The 21,553-nt window shown below is 34.4% G+C and carries 20 protein-coding genes and 1 tRNA gene; 17 read left to right on the top strand and 4 right to left on the bottom strand.

The genetic code is table 11. The features are described from left to right. From MKY06_RS28055 to MKY06_RS27985, 15 genes are all read left to right on the top strand, one after another. Positions 1–135, top strand: a 135-nt coding sequence (locus tag MKY06_RS28055; protein ID WP_340962048.1) for a gallidermin/nisin family lantibiotic, incomplete at its 5' end; no start/stop codon positions are given. 74 nt (positions 136–209) lie between these two features. Continuing rightward, positions 210–350, top strand: coding sequence for a gallidermin/nisin family lantibiotic (locus MKY06_RS28050; protein ID WP_013060079.1), 141 nt, complete (start codon positions 210–212; stop codon positions 348–350). A gap of 74 nt (positions 351–424) precedes the next feature. Then, positions 425–565: a gallidermin/nisin family lantibiotic gene (locus tag MKY06_RS28045; RefSeq protein ID WP_013060079.1), complete on the top strand. Its 141-nt coding sequence runs from the start codon at positions 425–427 to the stop codon at positions 563–565. Between the two features lie 74 nt (positions 566–639). Then, complete coding sequence (locus MKY06_RS28040) at positions 640–780, top strand: gallidermin/nisin family lantibiotic (protein WP_013060079.1); 141 nt, start codon at positions 640–642, stop codon at positions 778–780. Positions 781–865: 85 nt separating this feature from the next. Beyond that, on the top strand, positions 866–4,084 hold the full coding sequence (locus tag MKY06_RS28035; RefSeq protein WP_098278901.1) for a lantibiotic dehydratase: 3,219 nt from the start codon (positions 866–868) through the stop codon (positions 4,082–4,084). Beyond that, positions 4,050–5,933 carry an ABC transporter ATP-binding protein gene (locus MKY06_RS28030; protein ID WP_013060077.1) on the top strand — a complete coding sequence of 628 codons (1,884 nt, stop codon included), beginning with the start codon at positions 4,050–4,052 and terminating at the stop codon, positions 5,931–5,933. Before MKY06_RS28035 ends, MKY06_RS28030 begins: the two co-directional genes overlap by 35 nt. A gap of 24 nt (positions 5,934–5,957) precedes the next feature. Next, positions 5,958–7,316 carry a lanthionine synthetase C family protein gene (locus tag MKY06_RS28025; protein ID WP_194758133.1) on the top strand — a complete coding sequence of 453 codons (1,359 nt, stop codon included), beginning with the start codon at positions 5,958–5,960 and terminating at the stop codon, positions 7,314–7,316. A gap of 24 nt (positions 7,317–7,340) precedes the next feature. Further along, the gene (locus MKY06_RS28020; protein WP_013060075.1) at positions 7,341–7,946 is read left to right on the top strand and encodes a flavoprotein; all 606 of its coding nucleotides are present in this window, start codon (positions 7,341–7,343) and stop codon (positions 7,944–7,946) included. Positions 7,947–8,032: 86 nt separating this feature from the next. Next, positions 8,033–8,767, top strand: a complete 735-nt coding sequence (locus MKY06_RS28015) for an ABC transporter ATP-binding protein (protein WP_013060074.1) — start codon at positions 8,033–8,035, stop codon at positions 8,765–8,767. Then, positions 8,764–9,594 carry an ABC transporter permease gene (locus tag MKY06_RS28010; RefSeq protein WP_053488561.1) on the top strand — a complete coding sequence of 277 codons (831 nt, stop codon included), beginning with the start codon at positions 8,764–8,766 and terminating at the stop codon, positions 9,592–9,594. Before MKY06_RS28015 ends, MKY06_RS28010 begins: the two co-directional genes overlap by 4 nt. Before the next feature lie 17 nt (positions 9,595–9,611). Beyond that, complete coding sequence (locus MKY06_RS28005) at positions 9,612–10,373, top strand: ABC transporter permease (RefSeq protein ID WP_013060072.1); 762 nt, start codon at positions 9,612–9,614, stop codon at positions 10,371–10,373. Positions 10,374–10,397: 24 nt separating this feature from the next. Next, positions 10,398–11,177: an ABC transporter ATP-binding protein gene (locus tag MKY06_RS28000; RefSeq protein ID WP_029321001.1), complete on the top strand. Its 780-nt coding sequence runs from the start codon at positions 10,398–10,400 to the stop codon at positions 11,175–11,177. Beyond that, positions 11,149–12,990, top strand: coding sequence for an FtsX-like permease family protein (locus tag MKY06_RS27995; protein WP_194758132.1), 1,842 nt, complete (start codon positions 11,149–11,151; stop codon positions 12,988–12,990). The genes MKY06_RS28000 and MKY06_RS27995 overlap by 29 nt, the downstream gene beginning before the upstream one ends. A gap of 83 nt (positions 12,991–13,073) precedes the next feature. After that, the gene (locus tag MKY06_RS27990) at positions 13,074–13,754 is read left to right on the top strand and encodes a response regulator transcription factor (protein WP_013060069.1); all 681 of its coding nucleotides are present in this window, start codon (positions 13,074–13,076) and stop codon (positions 13,752–13,754) included. Then, on the top strand, positions 13,754–15,181 hold the full coding sequence (locus MKY06_RS27985) for a HAMP domain-containing sensor histidine kinase (RefSeq protein WP_013060068.1): 1,428 nt from the start codon (positions 13,754–13,756) through the stop codon (positions 15,179–15,181). The genes MKY06_RS27990 and MKY06_RS27985 overlap by 1 nt, the downstream gene beginning before the upstream one ends. 35 nt (positions 15,182–15,216) lie before the next feature. Here MKY06_RS27985 and MKY06_RS27980 read toward each other — a convergent pair whose 3' ends face one another. The 3 genes from MKY06_RS27980 to MKY06_RS27970 all read right to left on the bottom strand — a co-directional run bounded on the left by MKY06_RS27980 (position 15,217) and on the right by MKY06_RS27970 (position 18,225). Continuing rightward, positions 15,217–16,638, bottom strand: a complete 1,422-nt coding sequence (locus tag MKY06_RS27980) for a S8 family peptidase (protein ID WP_013060067.1) — start codon at positions 16,636–16,638, stop codon at positions 15,217–15,219. Between the two features lie 27 nt (positions 16,639–16,665). Further along, a tRNA-Cys gene (locus MKY06_RS27975) sits at positions 16,666–16,737 on the bottom strand. Positions 16,738–17,370: 633 nt separating this feature from the next. Beyond that, the gene (locus MKY06_RS27970) at positions 17,371–18,225 is read right to left on the bottom strand and encodes a helix-turn-helix transcriptional regulator (protein WP_029320988.1); all 855 of its coding nucleotides are present in this window, start codon (positions 18,223–18,225) and stop codon (positions 17,371–17,373) included. 121 nt (positions 18,226–18,346) lie between these two features. On the opposite strand from MKY06_RS27970, the gene fabF reads away from it, so the two are divergent. After that, positions 18,347–19,582 (top strand): beta-ketoacyl-ACP synthase II, encoded by a 1,236-nt coding sequence (fabF, locus tag MKY06_RS27965; RefSeq protein WP_097812024.1) that lies wholly within the window; start codon positions 18,347–18,349, stop codon positions 19,580–19,582. A gap of 273 nt (positions 19,583–19,855) precedes the next feature. On the opposite strand, the gene MKY06_RS27960 is transcribed toward fabF, so the two are convergent. After that, positions 19,856–20,098 (bottom strand): hypothetical protein, encoded by a 243-nt coding sequence (locus MKY06_RS27960; protein ID WP_194758131.1) that lies wholly within the window; start codon positions 20,096–20,098, stop codon positions 19,856–19,858. A 156-nt stretch (positions 20,099–20,254) separates the two neighbouring features. Between MKY06_RS27960 and MKY06_RS27955 the strand changes: the two genes are divergently transcribed. Next, positions 20,255–21,520 (top strand): Y-family DNA polymerase, encoded by a 1,266-nt coding sequence (locus tag MKY06_RS27955; RefSeq protein WP_194758130.1) that lies wholly within the window; start codon positions 20,255–20,257, stop codon positions 21,518–21,520. Positions 21,521–21,553 lie beyond the last annotated feature (33 nt).

Here is a 21,553-nt window from a genome sequence, read left to right as displayed (position 1 = left end):
AATGTAAAAAACCTTTTTGATTTAGATGTACAAGTAACAACTGCTTCAAGTGATGTAGATCCACAAATTACAAGTGTATCTTTATGTACACCAGGTTGTGGAGATACAGGTAGTTGGAACAGCTTCTGCTGTTAATTAGTAATAGAGCTTTATAAGAAGGAAATGGAAAAGATGTAATTCTTAATAAAAACTTTCTGGGGGAATGAAAAATGAATAATGTAAAAAACCTTTTTGATTTAGATGTACAAGTAACAACTGCTTCAAGTGATGTAGATCCACAAATTACAAGTGTATCTTTATGTACACCAGGTTGTGGAGATACAGGTAGTTGGAACAGCTTCTGCTGTTAATTAGTAATAGAGCTTTATAAGAAGGAAATGGAAAAGATGTAATTCTTAATAAAAACTTTCTGGGGGAATGAAAAATGAATAACGTAAAAAACCTTTTTGATTTAGATGTACAAGTAACAACTGCTTCAAGTGATGTAGATCCACAAATTACAAGTGTATCTTTATGTACACCAGGTTGTGGAGATACAGGTAGCTGGAACAGCTTCTGCTGTTAATTAGTAATAGAGCTTTATAAGAAGGAAATGAAAAAGATGTAATTCTTAATAAAAACTTTCTGGGGGAATGAAAAATGAATAACGTAAAAAACCTTTTTGATTTAGATGTACAAGTAACAACTGCTTCAAGTGATGTAGATCCACAAATTACAAGTGTATCTTTATGTACACCAGGTTGTGGAGATACAGGTAGTTGGAACAGCTTCTGCTGCTAATTAGAAGTTGAAAAAGAGGGAAACAATGTTGTTCCCTCTTTTCTCTTCTTTTGAATTATATTATAAAAGGAAAGGGAGATTAAAATTGATATTACAAAAAGAAAAATTCAATCATAAATCTAGCGTAACTACTGAAAATAATTTATTTGAACCTCTTCCATTTTTTATGTTAAGAGCCCCGTTTTTACCAACCCATACCTTCGACCAACTTAAAGACGAAGCAGTATTAGTGGAAAAGTTAAGAGCTTATGCAGAAAAAGATTATGTAAAAGAAGCCATTGCTATTGCAAGTCCTTCTCTATTAAATTCCCTTCATTACATACATGGTGATTTAAATAATAGAAAAACCCAACAAGTTTTATCTTCTATGTTGCGTTACATGTTAAGAATGACAACTAGACCAACTCCTTTTGGAGCTTTTTCAGGAGTAGCAGCTGGACAATTTAAAAAGAATTCTTCCCTGAAAATAGATCATTTCAAAGAGTTTAAGAAGAGGGCACGACCAGATATGGAGTGGCTTTTGGGAGTTATTTCAGTTTTAGAAAGAAGCAATATCCTTCCTTCTCTAATTGTAGATAAGAATCGTGCATCGTATGTAGTAGGCGATCGTCTTCATTTGCCATTTTCAACTGAATGTGGTCAACTTAGAAAAAAGGGAATGGAGAAAAGAGAAAATATTTCCATAATTTATAGCGAAGTGGTTGAAAAGGTTCTTAATTTAGCTGAGGAAAGAATAACAGTGAGAGAAATTACACAAAGGTTACATACTATTTATCCAAATACAGATGTGACAATAATCCAACGCTTTATTATACAGCTATTGGAACAAGAATATCTTATAACGGAACTAAGGCCTCCTTTAACTATTGATAATCCATTTAATTATCTCATTAGAAAATTAGAAGAAAAAGATGAGAAGATAGAGCTCTATGAGGAACTGTTAAAGGTAAGGGAACTAATCAATACTTATAATCAATTACCATTAGGAGAAGGTCTCTCCCTTTATAGTGATTTGATTTCACAAATGCGACATATTTATGAAGTTACAACTCCCCTTCAAGTAGATTTCTCCTTAAATGCCACAGACTTAACTATTGGAGAAAAGGTAGGAGAAGACATAAGCAAAGCTGCCCAAATATTATGGTCGATAGCTGATGAGGGAGTGGGATTTCCACATTTACAAAAGTATCATGTTGATTTTTTAGAAAAATACGGAACATCTAGAGAAGTTCCTTTACTAGAATTATTAAGTGAAGAGTTAGGTCTCGGTGCACCTGCCTCTTATCAAAATCCACATGGGAAAAGGGGAGGAGATACTACCACCTCTTCTATAAATCAAGAACGTAATAGTCAGTTATCATATCTTCTTATTAAAGCTATTCATAATCAAGAAAAAGAAATCGAGATTACAGAAGAAATAGCTCAGAGAATGAGTAAAGAAAAAGATAGAAGATATGCGCCTGACTCTTTAGAAGTATATGGAGAGTTACATGCTGCTTCACAAGAGGACTTAGATCAAGGTAACTATACATTCTGTTTAAGTCCTAACCCTGGATCTAATGCCTTAGGTAGCACATTTGGTCGATTTTTAGATATCTTAGATCCGGATGTTTCGTTAAAAATACAACAGTATCAACAAAAAATTGACCTTGAATTCAACGAAGATACCGTGATGGTAGAAGGCTCCTTTCTGCCAGCAACTGGCCGATCAGCCAACGTAGCAATTGGAAAAACGACAAGAAAAGTGAACGTCACTCTGGGAACAAACGGTGATGAAGAGACAATCCAGTTACCTATCGATGATATTGTGGTAGGAGCATCGTTAGAGAACTTCTATATGAAGTCAAAAAAACTAGGCAAACGAATTAAAGTAGTAGCCGGTAACATGCTTAATTATCAAAGTGCGCCTAATATTTATCGTTTTATGAGGGAGATTTCACTCAATGATTTAGACCAATGGCGACCATTTAATTGGGGAAGTATGGCACACTCTCCTTACTATCCAAGAATTCGCTATAAAAACATTGTTCTTTCGCCTGGTATTTGGAAATTAAATAAAGAGGTTTTCGGTATGAGAGAGAAGCCTCAGAATGAGGAAGAATTTTTTAAAGCTTTTGGAGAATGGCGCGAAAAGTGGTCAGTTCCTCGTAATGTATTTATGACTTATGGAGACAATCGCATCTTAATTGACTTGGAGAACACTTTACACCTACGTGAACTAAAAAATGAATTATTCAAGCAAGGAAGGTTGCAATTAAGAGAAACTCTTCAAGATCGGGATCAAAATTGCTTAAATAGCCCTTTAGGGAGACATGCTGTAGAAATAGTTGTTCCTTTAAAGAAAACAGAAAATACTGAGCGAAGAAAGAAAATTGGTGCAATAGGGGAAGCGAAAAAAGATATTGTAAGTAATAAAATAATCTACAAATTACCAGGGAGCGAGTGGTTATATGTAAAACTCTATGCTCCAAACGCAAGAGAGAATGACTTAATACTAAAATATCTTACGCCTTTCGCTAGTGAAATGGTTAAAAGTGATATGGCATCATCATGGTTCTTTATGCGTTACCGAGACCCTGATGCACATATTCGGTTACGCTTTCAGGGAGACCCTTCTAAACTTAGTGGTCTAGTTCTTCCTCGTTTAAGGGAATGGGCAGATAAACTAATGGATTTAGGATTACTCCAAAAGATTACTATCGACACATATGAACGAGAAGTAGAGCGTTATGGTGGTCCCATGTTAATAGAAAAAGCTGAGGATTATTTTCATTACGATAGTCAGTCTGTAGCCATGATTCTCAGTACGTTAAATCAACAAAATCATCTTCCAGCTTATGTAATGGCATCGCTCTCAATTATAGACATCATGGATAACTTTGGGTTGAATTACGCGCAACAAGTAGCCTCTATAGAAAATAATACAGAAAAATATGAGTATATAGATGAATTTAGACCGTTGCGAAAAGAATTATCTCTAATAGGAGATTCACGAAATGATTGGGAAAACTTGCGTAATTATAATTCTGGAGTCGGTAAGTCTATATATGAAAGTTTCTTGATTCGTAAAGAATCTTTAACCCGTTATGTGACTGAAATTAAAGAGTTACAGAAAAGAGATATGCTTTGGAATGAGCATCAAATGATTATGGGAGCAATTATTCATATGTACTGTAATCGATTATTAGGAGCAAATAGAGAATTAGAGAAGAAAGCATTAGCTTTTACTAGACATATTTTGTCCAGCCAGAAGTATTGGAGGAATAAGAATGAAGAATACGCTAGATCCTACAATGGAAAATGAGAAAGTATCATTTGTTAGCATTCTAAAATCTTTTCGATACTGGCCGAGTCTATTTAAGCTTTTGTGGGAGACACACAGAGGATATTTCTTCTGTGTTCTTGTCCTAAATTTTCTAAATGGGCTATTACCAGCTTCCTTGATTTTAGCAATAAAATATCTTGTAAATATGGTGCAAAATCTGTATATCCAAGGGTACAAAGATAACTATTTTTACGACATTTTACCTTTTTTTATCTTCTTTTCAGTTGTCACTTTATTAACCAGCGCTACCGGTTCAATCCTAGAAACGCATAAGCAACTATACAGAAACCTACTGTCTAACAAGATAAATGTAAAATTGATTGAAAAAGCGAAAAGACTACCTTATGCAAGCTTTGAAAACCCAGAGGTATACAATAAACTCCAACGAGCAAGGCAAGATTCCACGTATAAGCCGTTTGCTATTTTTGAAGAGTTAATGGGGATCGTAAAAGGTGCTATTACTTTAATTTCTATTTCAATAATTTTAATGGTTTGGAACTGGGAATTTACATTGATCTTAATTTTATTACCTTTAATATCCGCCTGGTCTATTGTGAATGTGGGAAAAGAAATATTTTTAGTAAGCCATAAGCGAGCAGAGGAGACAAGAAAACAGTTTTATTACTACTATCTAATGACCACTGATATTACCGTTAAAGAAGTTAAAATATTTGGGTTAGGCAGCTTACTACTAAGAAACTATTCAGACTTATTTAGTAAGTTCTATAATCAGGATCGCCATTTGCTTTTAAAAAAGATGAGAATTGATTTATCTTTTCAATTGATAAGTGTAATTTTTGTAATATTCGTTCAATTTATGATTGTTAAAGATACAATCCAGGGATTAATTGCTATTGGTAGCCTTATTGCTTATTTTCAAGCTGTCAACACGACTCAAAAAACGTCAAATGAGTTAATGTATATGGTTTTTAACATGCATCAAAACAATCTATATATGACACAATTATTTTCCTTCCTTAATGTTCCAGAAAGCACAGATAAACCTAATGTCTCAGAGGAAAAAACGTTAGAAAATGTCTCTTCAACGGAAGAAGGTATTCAATTTTTAAATGTATCCTTTAAATATCCAGGGCAAGAGAATTACACATTAAAAAATGTTAATTTTCATATTAAACCTGGAGAGACTTTGGCTTTAGTAGGATCTAATGGATCTGGAAAATCAACAATTGTTAAGCTGCTAACACGACTATATACAGATTATGAGGGGATTATTCTCTTGAATGGTAAAAGAATCGAGGACTATCAGCCGCAAGATTGGCAGGATAGAATTAGTGCTATTTTCCAAGATTTTGTGAGATATGAGTTAGATGTCAAAGAAAACATTGGTTATGGTGATTACAAAAGGTCTAATCATTTAGTAGCTATACAAGCAGCAGCTAAGAGGTCCGGAGCGCTTACAATGATTGATAGCTTGCCTGATAAAATGGATACTCAGCTCGGAAAAACTTTTGCTAACGGTATTCAATTATCTGGAGGCCAATGGCAAAGAATTGCTATTGCGCGAGCCTATATGAGAAGAGCAAGTTTATATATTCTTGACGAACCGACTGCTGCTTTAGATCCAGCAGCCGAAGAAGAAGTTTTTCAAGATTTTCAAGAGATTGCTCAGAAAAGTATGGGACTTTTCATATCTCATCGCTACTCAACCGTAAAATACGCTGACAGGATTATAGTACTTGATAAAGGAGAGGTCGCGGAGTATGGGACTCATGTAGAACTTTTAGACACAAATGGAATATACGCCAGATTATTTAATCTGCAAGCTAAGAGTTATATAGAAGCTAGTGCAACACAAGCAAGCTCATAAGATGTAAGGAGAAAGGAGAAAATTATGCCATCTACTACTGACAAAAAAACGTATTGGTTAAAGGGAATTGATAATGAGACAAGAAATAAAGCACTAAAATTAGTGTTAAGCATAGCTGAAAAGTTAAAGGATCCAAGTGGTATAGAAAAGATAGTAATGGCTCCTGATAACGTATCATTGGCAGGTAATTTGAATCCATGGGACCCTATCACATTGTCCCATGGTTTTCCAGGCACTATTTTATTATTTGGAGAACTTGACCGTCAGTTCCCTGATAGTGGGTTTGACCTTGTCGCACATAACCATTTAGTAGAAGTACAGAAGGTTATTGAAAGGCAAGGGGTCAATAGTATTTCGATGTTTGGAGGTATAACAGGTGTCGCTTATGCCACGTTATATATATCCCATAATTATGAGAGGTATTCTAGATTCCTCCAAGTCTTAAATAATTTTATATTGATGCAATTAGAAAAGATATTAAATGAACCAGAGAAGGAACTAGGTGTACATCCTCTAAAATATGATGTGATACAAGGAATGACAGGAATAGGTCGCTATCTCATTGAAAATACGAAGCATAAAGAAAATCATGAGGCACTAAAAAAAATACTTGCTTATTTTGTAGATATGGCTTCTGATATCGAGGTAAATGGTGAAAAAGTACCGGGGTGGTATGTTTCAAAAGCGAATCAACTACTAGAAAAAGATAGAATTATGTTTCCAGAAGGGAATTTTAATTGTGGTCTTGCTCATGGCATACCGGGTCCACTGTCTTTTATGGCTTTATCGATTCAAAAGGGAATTGAAATACCTGGTCAGAGGGAAGCTGTACTCAAGATTACCAATTGGTTAATGAAGTGGAAACAAGTAGACAGTGGTTGGCCTTCCAGACTTAGTTTTCAAGAAGTAGCCACTTCTAAAATATCTCATTCTTATCCAAAACGTCAGGGCTGGTGTTATGGAGACCCAGGCGTAGCGAGAAGTATATATTTAGCAGGAAAGGCCTTGGGCGACACAGCAGCAATAAGGAGTGCAGTGGGAGCTTATCAGGACATAATAGTAGAACCAAAAGAAGAATGGGAATTAGTATCGCCAACATTTTGTCATGGAAGAGCAGGATTATTACAAATGCTTATAAGGATGGCAAAAGATGAAGAGAATCAAATCTCAGTTCAATCAATAGTAGAGTTAGTACATTATATAGAAGAATCATATGACCCTAATGCACCCTTTGGTTTTAGAGATATAGAATCCAATGGAGAGAAGTCACATCAATTAAACAAGGCTGGATTACTCGAAGGTGTAACTGGCGTATTATTACCTTTACTAAGTTTAAGTTCAGTGGAAGAACCTTGGTGGGACGGGGCATTTTTACTTTCTTAATTAAGATTCAGGGGGCTATGATAAATGGACGTTAAGAATATTGTAGAGAAAAAAATACTAGTAGGGGTAAGTGGGTCGATTGCAGTAGCAGGCATTTTTCAATATTTAGCTATGCTAAAGGCAAACTTTAGTGAGGTAAAAGTTGTAATGACGAAAGGTGCAGTTCAACTTATCCCAGCTGAGACAGTAAAGTTATATTGTGACGAGGTATTTATTGATGAAAAGCTTAGCATAAGTGGAACCATAGGACATGTGGAATTAGCGAGGTGGGCCGATTTAATGGCCGTACTTCCAGCTACAGGAAACACATTATCTAAAGCAGCTCATGGTCTAGCAACTGATTTATTAAGTACAGTAATACTAGCTCATGATAAACCTGTTATCTTTTTTCCAAACATGAATAAATTAATGTGGGAAAAGAAAGTAGTTCAGCATAATGTTAAGCTACTACAACAATATGATCATATTGTTGTACCTCCTGTAAAAACAACAGCTTTTGAAATTGCAACTATGTCATTGAGACCTAACTATGTTTTACCTAATCCGCAAAATATATTGAACATCATTTCTAAACAATTAGAAGAAAGAAATAGACTAGCGAATATTTGTGAAAAAGTTGAAGTTCAATAAAAACTCACAAAAATGTGAGTTTTTTTCTTTTCTTTATTTTTTATTTATATTTGTCTTTTATATTAAACCATAAGGAGGGATTGAATATGAAAAAAGAAATTGTTTTAGAAGCAAATAATATCACAAAAACAGTGAGTGGAAAGAATATTGTAAGTCAATTCTCAACTAAGGTGTATAAAGGAGATATATGCGGGTTTTTGGGACCAAATGGAGCTGGAAAAACAACTGTTATGCGAATGTTTACAGGGCTTATTCGCCCTACTCAAGGCACAATAATGGTAGGGGGTAAAGATGTAAATAAAGATAGACAACAGGCTTTAAGAAATGTAGGAGCGATTATAGAGTCCCCTATCTTTTTCCCGTATATGTCAGGCAGAAAGATGTTACAAAATTTAGCGAGGCTATATCCCGACCTTTCGAGAAAAGAACAGTTAGAGCAAGTGGAGGCAGCATTATCTGTTGTAAGACTAACGGAAGATGCCGATGTAAAAATTAAGAATTATTCATTAGGTATGCGACAAAGGCTGGGAATTGCTCAAGCCCTCTTAGGAGAACCAGATGTCATTTTATTAGATGAGCCAGCAAATGGTCTTGACCCTATGGGAATGAGAGAATTAAGAGAATTAATTCTTGAACTTCGAGAAAAGAAAAATCTAACATTTTTCATTTCTAGTCATTTACTTGATGAAATCCAACAAATGTGTGATCATCTTGTCATTATTCGTAACGGTAAACTTGTTACACAAGGAAGTAAAGAAGAGTTAATTAAAGATCCAAGCAAGAGACTGGAAGATGTATTTGTGGAGATGATGACATCATGAAAGGACTTTTCACTTCAGAGTTAGAACGATTATGGTCCCAAAAGATATCATGGATCATACTATTTTTTATACCCTTAATGTCGCTAGGTTCAGTTAAATATTACTTAAATTGGAATGAACGAGTGTCACCAGGACAACCAGATTATGTAACTTCTTTGAACTTCCCTATAATTAGCATTTCTGAACATCTCGTTGTTTCTTTTAATATCATAGCTATAATACTAATTTCTACGGTTATAGCTAATGAGATAGAAAATGGGCAGCTAAGAATGATCCTCATCCGCCCTTTTTCTACCACTCAACTTTTTTTAGCAAAATTAGCTACTATTTTAACAACCATGTTCTTGTATTTAACTCTATTTTGGATTTTAAATACCGTTGCTGGTTATATCTTTTTTCCTAAGGTTAATACCTTAATAACATTTCTAGATGAGCAGAAATTATCTTTAGCATCAGCTTTATTATATAACGTAAAATATTTCTTTGCTTGTTTTGTGACAATGATTAGCGTTGTATCAGTTTTTACATTATTAGGATCGATAAGCAGAAGTACAATGATAACACTTGGGGCAGGGGTTGGCTTTATTTTCTTAGCAATTGCCATTCCTCAGCTCTTAGAATTCTCGACGCAAACAATTATCGGGCACAGCACAGTGGTTCACCTTATGTACATGTCTATCGTGAAAATTCAGCACACAGGAATAGCGTTTTTACTTTCATCAACTAACAATCTAAATTCTTACATCATTTTAGTTCAAGCCGTATACATTGCTCTATTTGGCTTAATTGGTTATTGGACATTTGTGAAGAGAGATTATTTTATTTGACTCAAGGAGGGTTTTAATTGAAAGCATTATTTATAAGCGAATGGGAGAGACTTTGGAGCCAAAGAAAAAGTAAATGGATGATTGGGATTTTTACTGTAATTGTACTTCTTCAAGCTTGGTTCTTAAGATACTATGGAGTTGGAATTTACAATAACGATCAGCAAGTTCCTTTAAATACTTGGAATTTTCCATGGTTCTTATTAAAAGAATCTTCATTCTTACTTACATTGATCTTTATGCCAGTATTTTTTCTGAATAGCCTTAATGTAGAATATAACTCAGGAGCATATCGTCTTTTTTTAATTAGACCTTTTAAAAGAAAATCATTTCTAATTTCAAAATGGTTCTCTCTTGCCTTAATGGTACTAGTACATTTATTAATTATCCTAGGGATTAGTATAGCGTTTGGTTTTATCTTCTTAAAACCAGATAATGATTTTACTTTTTATGGTCAACAGAAGAATGCTATAGAAGCTATATTATATACAGTACAAGTGTATGGTCTCTTTTTCATCATCCAGATGTGCTGTTTAGCTCTTGCTAGTTTAATTAGTGTAATTATTTCAAATGCAGTTATTAGCTTCTTCTTGTTAATTGGGTTATATGTAGGTTGTTTGTATGTTTCCAGCCAACTTTCATTTTTCTTATTATCAGTTCAAAGTATCTTTCATACTCTGAGTACTACTAGCAATTCTTTATATGTTTTTGCATTTGTTATTATGTTAGTTGGTTTTGGTGCTTGTGTAAGGATTTGGAGTAAAAAAGAATTTACTTCTTAAATAAAGATAGGAGGAAGAATTAAAATGGCTATATTGGAAGCACGAGAAATTACAAAAGTTTATAAAACTAAGTACAGAACGTACCCTGTCTTAAAGAATATAAGTTTAGATATTGAAGAAGGCGATTTTGTAGCAATTATGGGTCCTTCGGGAAGTGGAAAATCTACCTTATTAAATGTGCTTTCTTCCCTTGATATCCCCTCAGAAGGGGATATCAAGGTCGGGGGAACTACTCTCACAGGTATGAAAGAAGAACAATTAGGTATTTACCGACGTGAGCATATTGGTTTCATCTTTCAAAATTACAACTTGTTAGATCATTTGACTATTGAAGAAAATATTTTATTACCTGCTGCTTTAAAAAAAGGAGATAAGAAAGGTGTACAGAATAAACTTCAAAAATTTGCTGAAGAGTTGGAAGTGACAAAATTTTTAACTAAATATCCTTATGAAGTCTCTGGGGGGCAACAGCAAAGAGCTGCCATCATTCGTGCTCTTATTAACAATCCTGCTTTATTATTTGCTGATGAGCCTACAGGGAATTTAGATTCTAAATCTGCTCAAAATGTTCTACATACTTTAAAAATGTTAAATGAAAAGTACAAAACAACTATTTTAATGGTAACTCATGATTCGGTAGCTGCTAGCTTTTGTAACAGAGTCATATTTTTAAAGGATGGCCAAATTGTCCATGAAATGAAGCGTTCCAAATTAGAAGATACGTCTAAGTTCAATCAAAGAATCTTATCTTTTATCGCTAAGGAAGTGGAGGATAATGATATCAATGTGGAAATATATAACTAAGAATATAACCCGTAATCTTTCTCATTATACAGTATACATACTTAGTAGCATTCTTTCTGTAGCAATTTTTTATATGTACGCAGCCTTTCTTTTATATCCAAAGGTTTCGGGAACAGAACAGTTATTAATTGCATGTGAAATTATTATTTTGCTATTTTCTTGTTTTTTTATCGCATATTCACATGAGCATTTCCTTAGAGAAAGAAAAAAAGAAATGGGTATTTGGAAAACATTTGGGGCCTCTAGAAAGCAATTGTTTAACGTGCTCGTTTTAGAGAACGCCGTAGTTGGTACGTTTTCTATTTTAGTTGGCATTTTATTTGGAATGCTGTTATCAAAGATTTTCTTTGATTTCATGAGTGATATTCTATTTTCAAATCAATCGTTCGTTTATACTTTCTCTCCCGTGGCTGTTTTTGTTACGGTTATTTTATTTGGAATAGTATTTTTACTTGTTTCATGTCGTAGTTATTTCAAGATTAAACGAATTGCAGTTCTAGAGTTATTTCAAGAAGAAAAAAAACCTAAACCTTCAGCTCAATTCTCTAGGGTTAAATTCATTTTATCTATCTGCTTTCTTTTGGTTTCTTATATATTTATCTCTTATGCATCTTTACCTATGCTATTATTTGCTTTTTTACCCCTATTAGCATTATTACTAGTAGGCACATACCTATTCTGTTCAAATGGTTTAGTAGGTGTAATATCTTATTTAAATAATAAAGAAAAACGGCAGTTGAATGGGATAAAGATGTTAACTCTTATAAGTTTGAGAAAAAGATTATATTATAATGCAAAGATTATCTTCATCGTATCTATTCTATTATCTGCAATTATGATATCAATCGGTGCTATTCAGTTATATATAGAAAAGAACAGTCAAAGAATGCAAAGCACTCACCCTCAAGGAGCATTATTTGTTGCATCAAAGGGGAAGGAAAACAAAATAGAAGATATTATAGCTGAATTGAAGAGACAAGGAATAAAGGATTTACACATGAATAAGTGGAAAGGATTAAAAATTTCTTCTGAGAGTGGGAAGAAGCAATTTTTAGTAATACAGAATGACCCATCTTTTATAAAAGATGAAGATTCATTAAAAAATAATAATTATATTTTTAATAATAAAAAAACTGATGATATTACTAATGAAATCTTAAAATTAAAATCTGAAAAAGGGGAGAGAGATCTAAAAGTAAAAAATATGAACGGTAAAAGAGTTCTTAATCCTATAGATGGAATTGAGGGTATTATCTCTGTACCGAAAAACACTTTTAGTGAAATATATAAAACAACGATTTCTGAAAAAAGATTGTCACTCTATAAATTAGATTTTAAAGAGGATGCAAAAATTTATAACATTTTAAAGAAATTATCAGATACAACCTTGTTCAAATCGGATAATCTTCATAGTATTCGACTTCTCGATTATGAAAATACAGTTCAATTATCTTCAATATTGAGACTTACAGGACTGTTTATATGCTTAGTTTTGTTTCTTGCTTTAGCTAGTCTGCTTTGGTTTAAACTGTATGAAGATATGAACGATGATAAAAAAGTATTCCACTCATTACAAAAAGTGGGTCTTACAGCTAAAGAAATTAAAAGGACTTTGTACATTCAAATTTCGGTAATATTCTTTGTTCCTTTATCGTTAGGGGGATTGAATTTATTTATAGCTACTAATGCCTTGCAAAATATATTAGAAGGAATTACAATTTATTCTATAATAGTAATATTTTTAATATTTGGAGTGTCTCAGTTTATTATCTATCTTATTTCTAGTTACTTTTACTCTAAAAAGGTTCTATGAAAAGATGATATTTTGTCTAGGAGGGTACTAATTTATCTCTCCTAGATAATTAAAATACTAGGGGGGCGGGGAGGTATATACTTATGCAAGAAAGTATTCTTGTAGTCGATGATGAGCTGGAGATTGTAGATATAATCTCTGATATCTTTGAAGACCGAGGTTATAGAGTTCTTAAAGCTTATAATGGGGAGCAAGCATTAGATCAATTAAAGACAAATGTAGATTTAATAATATTAGATGTTATGATGCCCCAGATGGATGGTTTTGATCTTTGTAAAGTTATCAGAGAACAAATTTATTGTCCTATTCTGTTTCTAAGTGCGAAGCACTCAGAGATGGATAAAGTAAAGGGATTTACTTTAGGAGGAGATGATTATATAACGAAGCCTTTCCAAGTGAAAGAACTTATTGCTCGGGTAGAGGCGCACTTAAGACGTGAACAGAGGGATCGAGTTAGTACTCAGAATCAACGTCTCTTAGGTAATTTAACTATTAATTATTCACAACATGACGTTTTATTGGATGGTAAAAAGATAGACTTAACAAGTAAAGAGTTTAAGATATTGGAACTTTTAACAGTAAACTTAGGACAAATATTTTCTAAAGAACAGATTTATGAGAAAATTTGGGGTATTGATGCAATGGGTGACTTAAATACTATTATAGTTCACATTAATAATTTAAGAGCTAAATTGACTTCAGGTATGTCAACTTATCACATTAAAACGGTGTGGGGAGTAGGATATAAGTTGGAAAAACGTTAATGATTAAACGGCTATCTTTAAAAAATCAGTTTATTTTAACCTTTGCTTCAGTAATCTTTTTAAGCCTTATAAGTACAATTTGCAGCTTAGTTTTATTATATTATTTTCTCTCCGTTTATAATGAAAAGTCAGTCCAACCTGCTAATTATTACGAGAAAAAAGTTCCTAGCATAGAAAAATTTGTTGAGTTAAAAGGAGAAAAGATATTAGAAGTATCTTTTCAGAAAAATTTAGAAAAAGTTATTCCTATGGAAGGAATTACATATCAGGTCATAAACCTTCGAGGAAATAAAATATATGGTACATTAGATGACCAATTAATAGAAAATAACAAAAGTATATATGAAAAAGTTAATAGATCCGATCAAAAAGGGAAGGTCATAACGAAATATCTTCCTATCCTCGACAAAAATCGAATGGAAGGAGTTCTAGCTGTACGATATGTGTTAGCATCATCTATTGACTATTATATAAAATACATATTTCTTATAATATTATTAATTCCTTTTTTATTTTTAACACTTTACTCATACGTATTTGCGAGACGTTTTGGGAAAGAGTTAAATAAGCCGATTAAAGAACTGAGTGCTGCTTCTCAGAAAATTAAAAATCAAGATTTGGATTTTGAGATTAAATATGAGAGTGAAAATGAAATAGGTGTATTAATTGACTCTTTTAACAGTATGAAAGAAGAGTTGAAAACGTCACTTTATCTTCAATGGAAATTAGAGCAAGAGCGTCGAGATATGGTTGCCTCGATTGCCCATGATTTAAGAACGCCTCTAACAATTATATTATCCCATGTAGAGGTCTTAATGGATCCATCATTAAATGGACAGAAGCGTTTGCCACAATATTTGCAAACAATAAAAAATAATACCCAAAGAGTATTGCATTTGACAGAGGAAATGAAAAGAGTGTCTGAGGTAGATAATCCAGATTTTACACTTGATATTGAAGGTGTTATTCCTATAGAAATGTTACCGGAAATGCTAGAGGAATTTAAAAAATGGGCAGAGGATGAAGAAATAAAGTTCACTTACAGCTTGAATAGAAAGCCTGGAGAGGGAAATTCCGAATTTGCATTAGATCCAAAACGATTGCATCAAATTCTGACTAACTTAATTTCTAACAGCATTCGTTTTACCCCAGTGAATGGGAGTATCGATGTTCAAGTTCAGATAGAGAAAGATATGATGTCCTTTTCTATTTCCGATACGGGAAAAGGATTTGATACCAAAGATTTACCTTTTTTATTCAGTAAATTCTATCAAGGAGATCCTTCAAGGAATGACCAACTTCACCATGGGTTGGGGTTATATATTGTAAAAGAGTTAGTTATAAAACATGGTGGAGAAATTCATGCCAGAAATAATGAACCTCAAGGAGCATGTATTGAATTCACCATATCTTCCATAAATAAATAAAAAATGAACTATGAGTATCATAGTTCATTTTTTATTTATTTAACCGCGTTGTATACATCCAGTTGACCATTTCCCCAATAAGCTAAATTAGGTTCAATATCTTTTTTTACTCCGTTTTTGTATAGATAATCAATGGAGTTACTTGGACGGTTTTTGTAGTGACGTTGGTCGATAATTAAGGCGAGGGTAGCAGAAACCTTGGGTGCAGCCATCGAAGTTCCAGAAGCAAATAAATATCTTCCAGTGTTAAAAGTAGTTAATACTTGTTCTTGTCGGAAAAGTCCACCATCCCACCATGCCTCTTGGCCGTATTTCTCTAACAATCTAGAATCTCCCCCTGGAGCAGCGATATCAATATAATTTTTTCCGAAATTAGAGAATAAAGAAAGTTGTTGCGTAGGACCAGTAGAAGATACTGTGACTACACCAGGCAATTCTCCTGGAGCTTCAATTCCTACTCCGTTAAATGTTTTTCCTTCTTCCGCGTATTTTTTCTTAAGAAAATCATTCAGCTCTGATTTGTTGGAAACATCTATTGAGTCATTGCCTGCAGAAGCAACTACCACACTACCTAACTTATTAGCATACTCAATTGCAAGTTTATATCCTTCAACATCTGCCCACTTATTATCTAAAAGTTCACCATCTTTATATATGTTACCATCAATATAATAAGAACCAAGGCTAAGATTAATGACATCCACGTCATCTTTAGCTGCTTGAATAATTGCTTTGATGATCCACACAGCATCAGCTGACTTATTACCGAATACACGATATACCTTAATTCCTGTATTCGGTGCTACCCCTTTAATTTCACCATTGGCAGCAATAGATCCAGCTACCATAGTTCCATGTCCATTAATATCGTTAATACTATTAATATCGCCTGTTTCTTCAGGCTCTGTCCCTCTAAGCCCACCTTTGGGAACAAGATTTTTTGATCCACTTTTCAGATTGTCTACGAGGTCTGGATGGTCAATGTCAATTCCAGAGTCAACAATTCCAACAGTTACATTAGAAGAACCTGATTCTATGTTATAACTTTCTCCATTGTGCGTAATTTCTTTCATATCCCACTGCATATCCCATAAGGCAGGAAGAGTGCTATCTAAACCTTTTATTGAGTTTACACTTGAATTAGGTTTTTTAAAAGACTTAGACGTAGATGTAGAAGGCTTTTCTAATTTTAAAGAAGGACTTAAAGATTTAAATAAAGAAGCATTTGTTTTAGCCACTTTTTGATTTCCTTTAAATTGAATTAGTCCTATCTCAGGGACGGTATAAGTAATTTCTCCCTGGCTCTTTTTAATCTTCTTAATAGATTGCGTCCACTTAGAACGGTCTTTCAAGATAACTGTGTAATATTGATTTGTTTCTGTTTTAGCATGCCCATAATTAGTAAAACAAAAGCAAATTAAGAGAGTAGTAATAATAGTCATAGAGGTTTTTTTCATAATCTTCTCCTTATATTTATAATTTAGAGGTGGAATCCGGGATTGAACCGGAGATCAAGGTTTTGCAGACCTTTGCCTTAACCACTTGGCTATTCCACCTAGATCCTATAAATATAAGATAACGAATAATGATAGATTTATAATCTGAATATATCGAATAAATAACTAGTATATCCCGCAAAACACATAAATTTTATAAAGTTTGTTCTTTACTCCTGTGTATTGCTCTTTATATTTCTCGATAAAATGGGTTAACTCAGTTTTGACTGGGAAGAGATGGACTTTATATAAATGCAGGCTCAATGCTACCAATTATTGCTGGCTTAATTGCTTGTTATATTGCTGAAAAGATATATCTGTACAAATATAAGAAAAAGATAGGACAAGTATAAGAGCTAGTAATTTATAATCAATTAACCCAAGTGTTTCATACATATCTAGTTACCATAATCAAACTTATGTAAACTCTAAAGAAAAAAGCTACTCCCTTACCCATGGAAGTAGCTTTTCCTTAGAACATCATACATGAAGAATAGTAGGAATTGGGGTTCCTATCCTCTTAGTTTGCTCTAGAAGTTGCATTTTATTCTTTTATTTTAAGTAAAAAAGAGAACACCAAAGGAATAATAACAAGCCTTCATCATATCGCAAATTTTTGCAATTGGTTTGCATAAAAAACAGTCTCGAAGTAAGAGACTGTCATCTTAATCTGCTTACTATAATAAGATTTCTTTATAATTTCTCTATAGAAGCTCTTTTCATTAGCCGTTTTAACTTATTTTCCGTATCCGTTTCCTCTACTGGTGTGTAGATACTACACCGCAAATCCATATCCCCTTGAACTTGGAGGGAAGTTAAATTAAATAACATTTTCCCTGCTTTGGCATGTCTAAATTCAATAACCATTTCGGGAGCTTTACTTACTTGGCTTTCATTCCATAAGGCTTGGAATTCTGGATGTAAATGACTCATCTGACTAATAAACTGGTTGTACCATTCATCACCTAAATAGTGTCCATAATAGGTACGGAAAATAGCAAGAAAACCTTTCGCAAAATGCTCCCAATTGACAGCTAATGCTTTCAATTCTTTTCGGGCGAACACTAATTGAATTAGATTTCTTTGATCATTTGGAATTTGTTCGAAATCTAGAAAAACATGAGCTGCTGCGGGGTTCCATCCTACAATATGGCAATGGCGATCTGTCACGATAGTCGGACAATAGGTTAATTCAGCTAGTATTCGCTTGAGAGAAGGGCTAAGCTCTAATTGATCTTTTTTTGGATGAACAATTTCTAACTTTGTTTCTAATGCTAGATCATATAAATAGTCTCTTTCATCGCTATTTAGTTGTAGAGCTGTAGAAATACAATCAAGCACAATAGAAGAAACTTTTATATCTCTTCCTTGCTCTAACCATGTGTACCAAGTGGTACTTACCCCTGCTAATTGTGCAACTTCTTCTCGTCGTAATCCGGGTGTCCTTCTTCGGGTTCCAGCTGGTAACCCAATAGACTCTGGCTTAATTTGAGCACGTTTAGCTTTTAGGAATGTAGACAGGGCCTCAAGCCTAGTTTTATCGTTCATTTTTAAAACTCCTCATCATACAATTTACCCTAGTAGTAGTTATACCAGGATAAACAATCCCTTGTAATAGGATAAAAGGACTGTAAAATACAAGTATATTATTGATTTGGAGTGATGAAAAGTGGAAAGAGTTGTGATTACAGGTATGGGAGTAGTCTCTCCTATAGGAAATAACATCAGAACATTTTGGAACAACCTAATTAAAGGAGAGTCCGGCATCTCCTCTATAGATACATTTGATATTACTGACCATAAGGCAAAAATTGCAGGAATTGTTCGGGATTTTGATGCAGATGAAATTTTAGGAAAGAAAGAAGCAAGGCGTTTAGATCGCTTTTCCCAATTTGCTATAGCTGCAGCTGAACAAGCCTGGGCAGATTCTAAGTTAGATCTCAATCATATAGATCGAGAAAGGTTAGGCGTATACGTAGGTTCAGGTATAGGCGGCATTGAAACCTTAATTGAAAATATTGATGCACTTAGACAGAAAGGGCCAAGGAGAGTCAGTCCAACTCTCGTGCCGGGTATGATTTCTAATGCTGCTGCAGCACAAATTAGCATCAAGTGGAATGCAATGGGCCCTTCTATGTCACCAGTTTCTGCCTGTGCCATTGGAAATACTGCTATTGGCGAAGCTTTTAGACTTATTCGTTCTGGAGAAGTTGATGCTGTGTTTGCGGGTGGAACAGAGGCTGCTATAACTGACTTGTCAGTAGCCAGTTTTGGGAATGCTACCGCATTATCAACAAGAAATGACGCTCCTACTCAAGCTAGCCGTCCTTTCGATGAAGACCGTGATGGATTTGTCATGTCAGAAGGAGCTGGAATTCTAATCTTAGAATCTCTGTCTCATGCTTTGCGTAGAGGAGCAAAAATTTATGCAGAAGTCATTGGATACGGTGCAAGTTCAGATGCACACCATATGGTTGCTACACATCCAGAGGGTAAAGGTGCTTATCTTGCAATGAAAGCAGCTTTAAAAAATGCAAACATACCCCTTGAAGAGATTGATGTTATTAGTGCTCATGCAACAAGTACAAAAGTGGGTGACATCTCTGAAACCAAGGCTATCAAGGAACTGTTTGGAAAACAAGCTTATCAGATTCCAATAACAGCTAATAAATCTATGATTGGTCACATGTTAGGAGCAGCTGGGGGGGCTGAAGCAATTGCTTTGGCAATGAGCCTTAAGGAAGGCATAATTCCTCCAACAATAAACTTAGAAAATCCGGATCCATTATGCGATTTAGATTATGTACCAGGTATTGCTCGCCAAGTAAAAATAAATACTGGTGTATCTAATTCATTTGGGTTTGGAGGTCATAATGCAGCCATTGTTTTAAAGAAATACGAGTGAGTATATTTTTAGGGAGTTTAAATCCTTGATAAAATATAATTGCAAATTGCTATTTAAGTTGGAGTAAAGATACCCAAAATCGAATCCATCTGGCAAACCATGCCCTAATTGTAGAAGTTCCTTAGGTACTCGCTGAAGAGCCAGATTAATGTCCTTTTATATCCTAACTGCCACCCTAAACTATATTTTCAAAATACTAAAAAAAATGTTGAGAAGTGACAAGCAAGCATTAAAGTAAAAGAGCAAACTCTAGTGACAAGGAGTTTGCTTTTTTTATTTATGTCTTTTGAAGCCAAAACTCACCATATAAGCTATTACCAAGGAGATAACAGCAGCAATACTAACCTTTATGTAAGAAAGTTCTAAGGCCCACGGACCGTATTTATGTGGATTCAAACGATACATAGACCACCACTGTCCATTTACACCTTCAAAGAATGAAATGACGAACCATAAAAGAACCAAAACTAAAAACCATGAAAAAAAGATAATATAATTAGAGCGTTTTTTAACCATTGCTCAATCCTTCGTCTTCTCAATTCATCTACAATATTCTTCTCTCTTATTATAGTAACAATAATCGGGAAAACTTTAGCGTTTTTATTGAATAAAGAACATTTGTTCTTATATAATATAGAGAACAAACGTTCTTTTATTTGGGGAGTTCTTTTAATGGATTATGGGCAGCTACCAAACAGAGTCATTATTTGCATCGACATGAGGAACTTTTTCGCTTCGGTTTCCTCTGTCATACGGGGATTAGATCCGTTAAAAATAAGGCTTGCTGTGGTAGGAGATATCAAACGGTCAGGATCGGTTGTGCTAGCTGCCACACCTTTATTAAAGAACGAAGGGATCAAAACAGGCAGCCGTCTTTTTGAAATTCCTAAAAGGAAAGATATCCATGTCGTGAATCCATCAATGGAGAGATATATCAAGGCTTCGAACTATATTTCAAGTTTGGTGTTACAGTATGTGGCTCCTGAGGATTTTCATGCGTATAGCATTGATGAGTTATTTATTGATGCTACAGCTTCTTTGCATTTATTCGCTCGTACACCAGAAGAATTAGCCCATAAAATCATTAACGAGATTTATCGCAAGACACGGCTGACAGCTACCGCAGGAATCGGTCCGAATCTCTTACTGGCTAAAGTCAGCTTAGATCATGAAGCGAAGCACAGCCCAACAGGGGTTGCTTATTGGCGTTATGAGGATATTCCCTTTAAGTTATGGTCGATTCATCCAATGAAGGATTTCTCGGGGATCTCGTCTGCTACGGAAAGACGCTTACACCGGTTAGGCATTCACACCATCAAAGAACTCGCTCTTTCTTCAAAGGAGAAGTTGCAAAAAGAATTTGGCATACTAGGTGAAGAGTTGCATCAACATGCGAATGGTATTGATTACAGTCGTATTTCGGATGTGTACATTCCTAGCTCTCGTTCCTTTGGAAAGAGTCAAATTCTATTCCGTGATTATACAAACCGAAAAGAAGTGGAGTTATTGCTGTTGGAGCTATTGGACGATGTTTGTTTTCGTTTACACATGCATCAAGTGGTGGCTCAAACGATTCGTTTATCCATTGGCTACAGCAAACAAACAGGTGGAGGCTTCTCCAGACAAAAGAAAATGGGGAGAGCTTCGAACTTAAGCCAAGATATCTTTCCGTATTGTTTAACCATCTTACATACATATGATAATGGAATGCCGATTCGCTCCATTGGGATCTCCTTATCAAACACAAGCATTGAAGAAGAGGAGCAAATGAGCTTATTTGATGACATCGATCAGCGTGAAAGAGCCTATGCTCTTGCCAAAACGATTGATGACATTCGGCTGCGTTATGGGAAGAATAGTGTACTACGTGCGTCTAGTCACCTTCCTTATTCAACAGCTCGTTATCGAAACGGCCTTATGGGTGGCCATAAAGCTTAAGTAGGAAAAAGAGATGGAACATAGAGGAATGAA

It is taken from the genome of Priestia sp. FSL P4-0332 (genome assembly GCF_038005845.1).
Lineage (GTDB): Bacteria > Bacillota > Bacilli > Bacillales > Bacillaceae_H > Priestia.
This window is presented reverse-complemented; position numbering and strand designations above follow the sequence as displayed.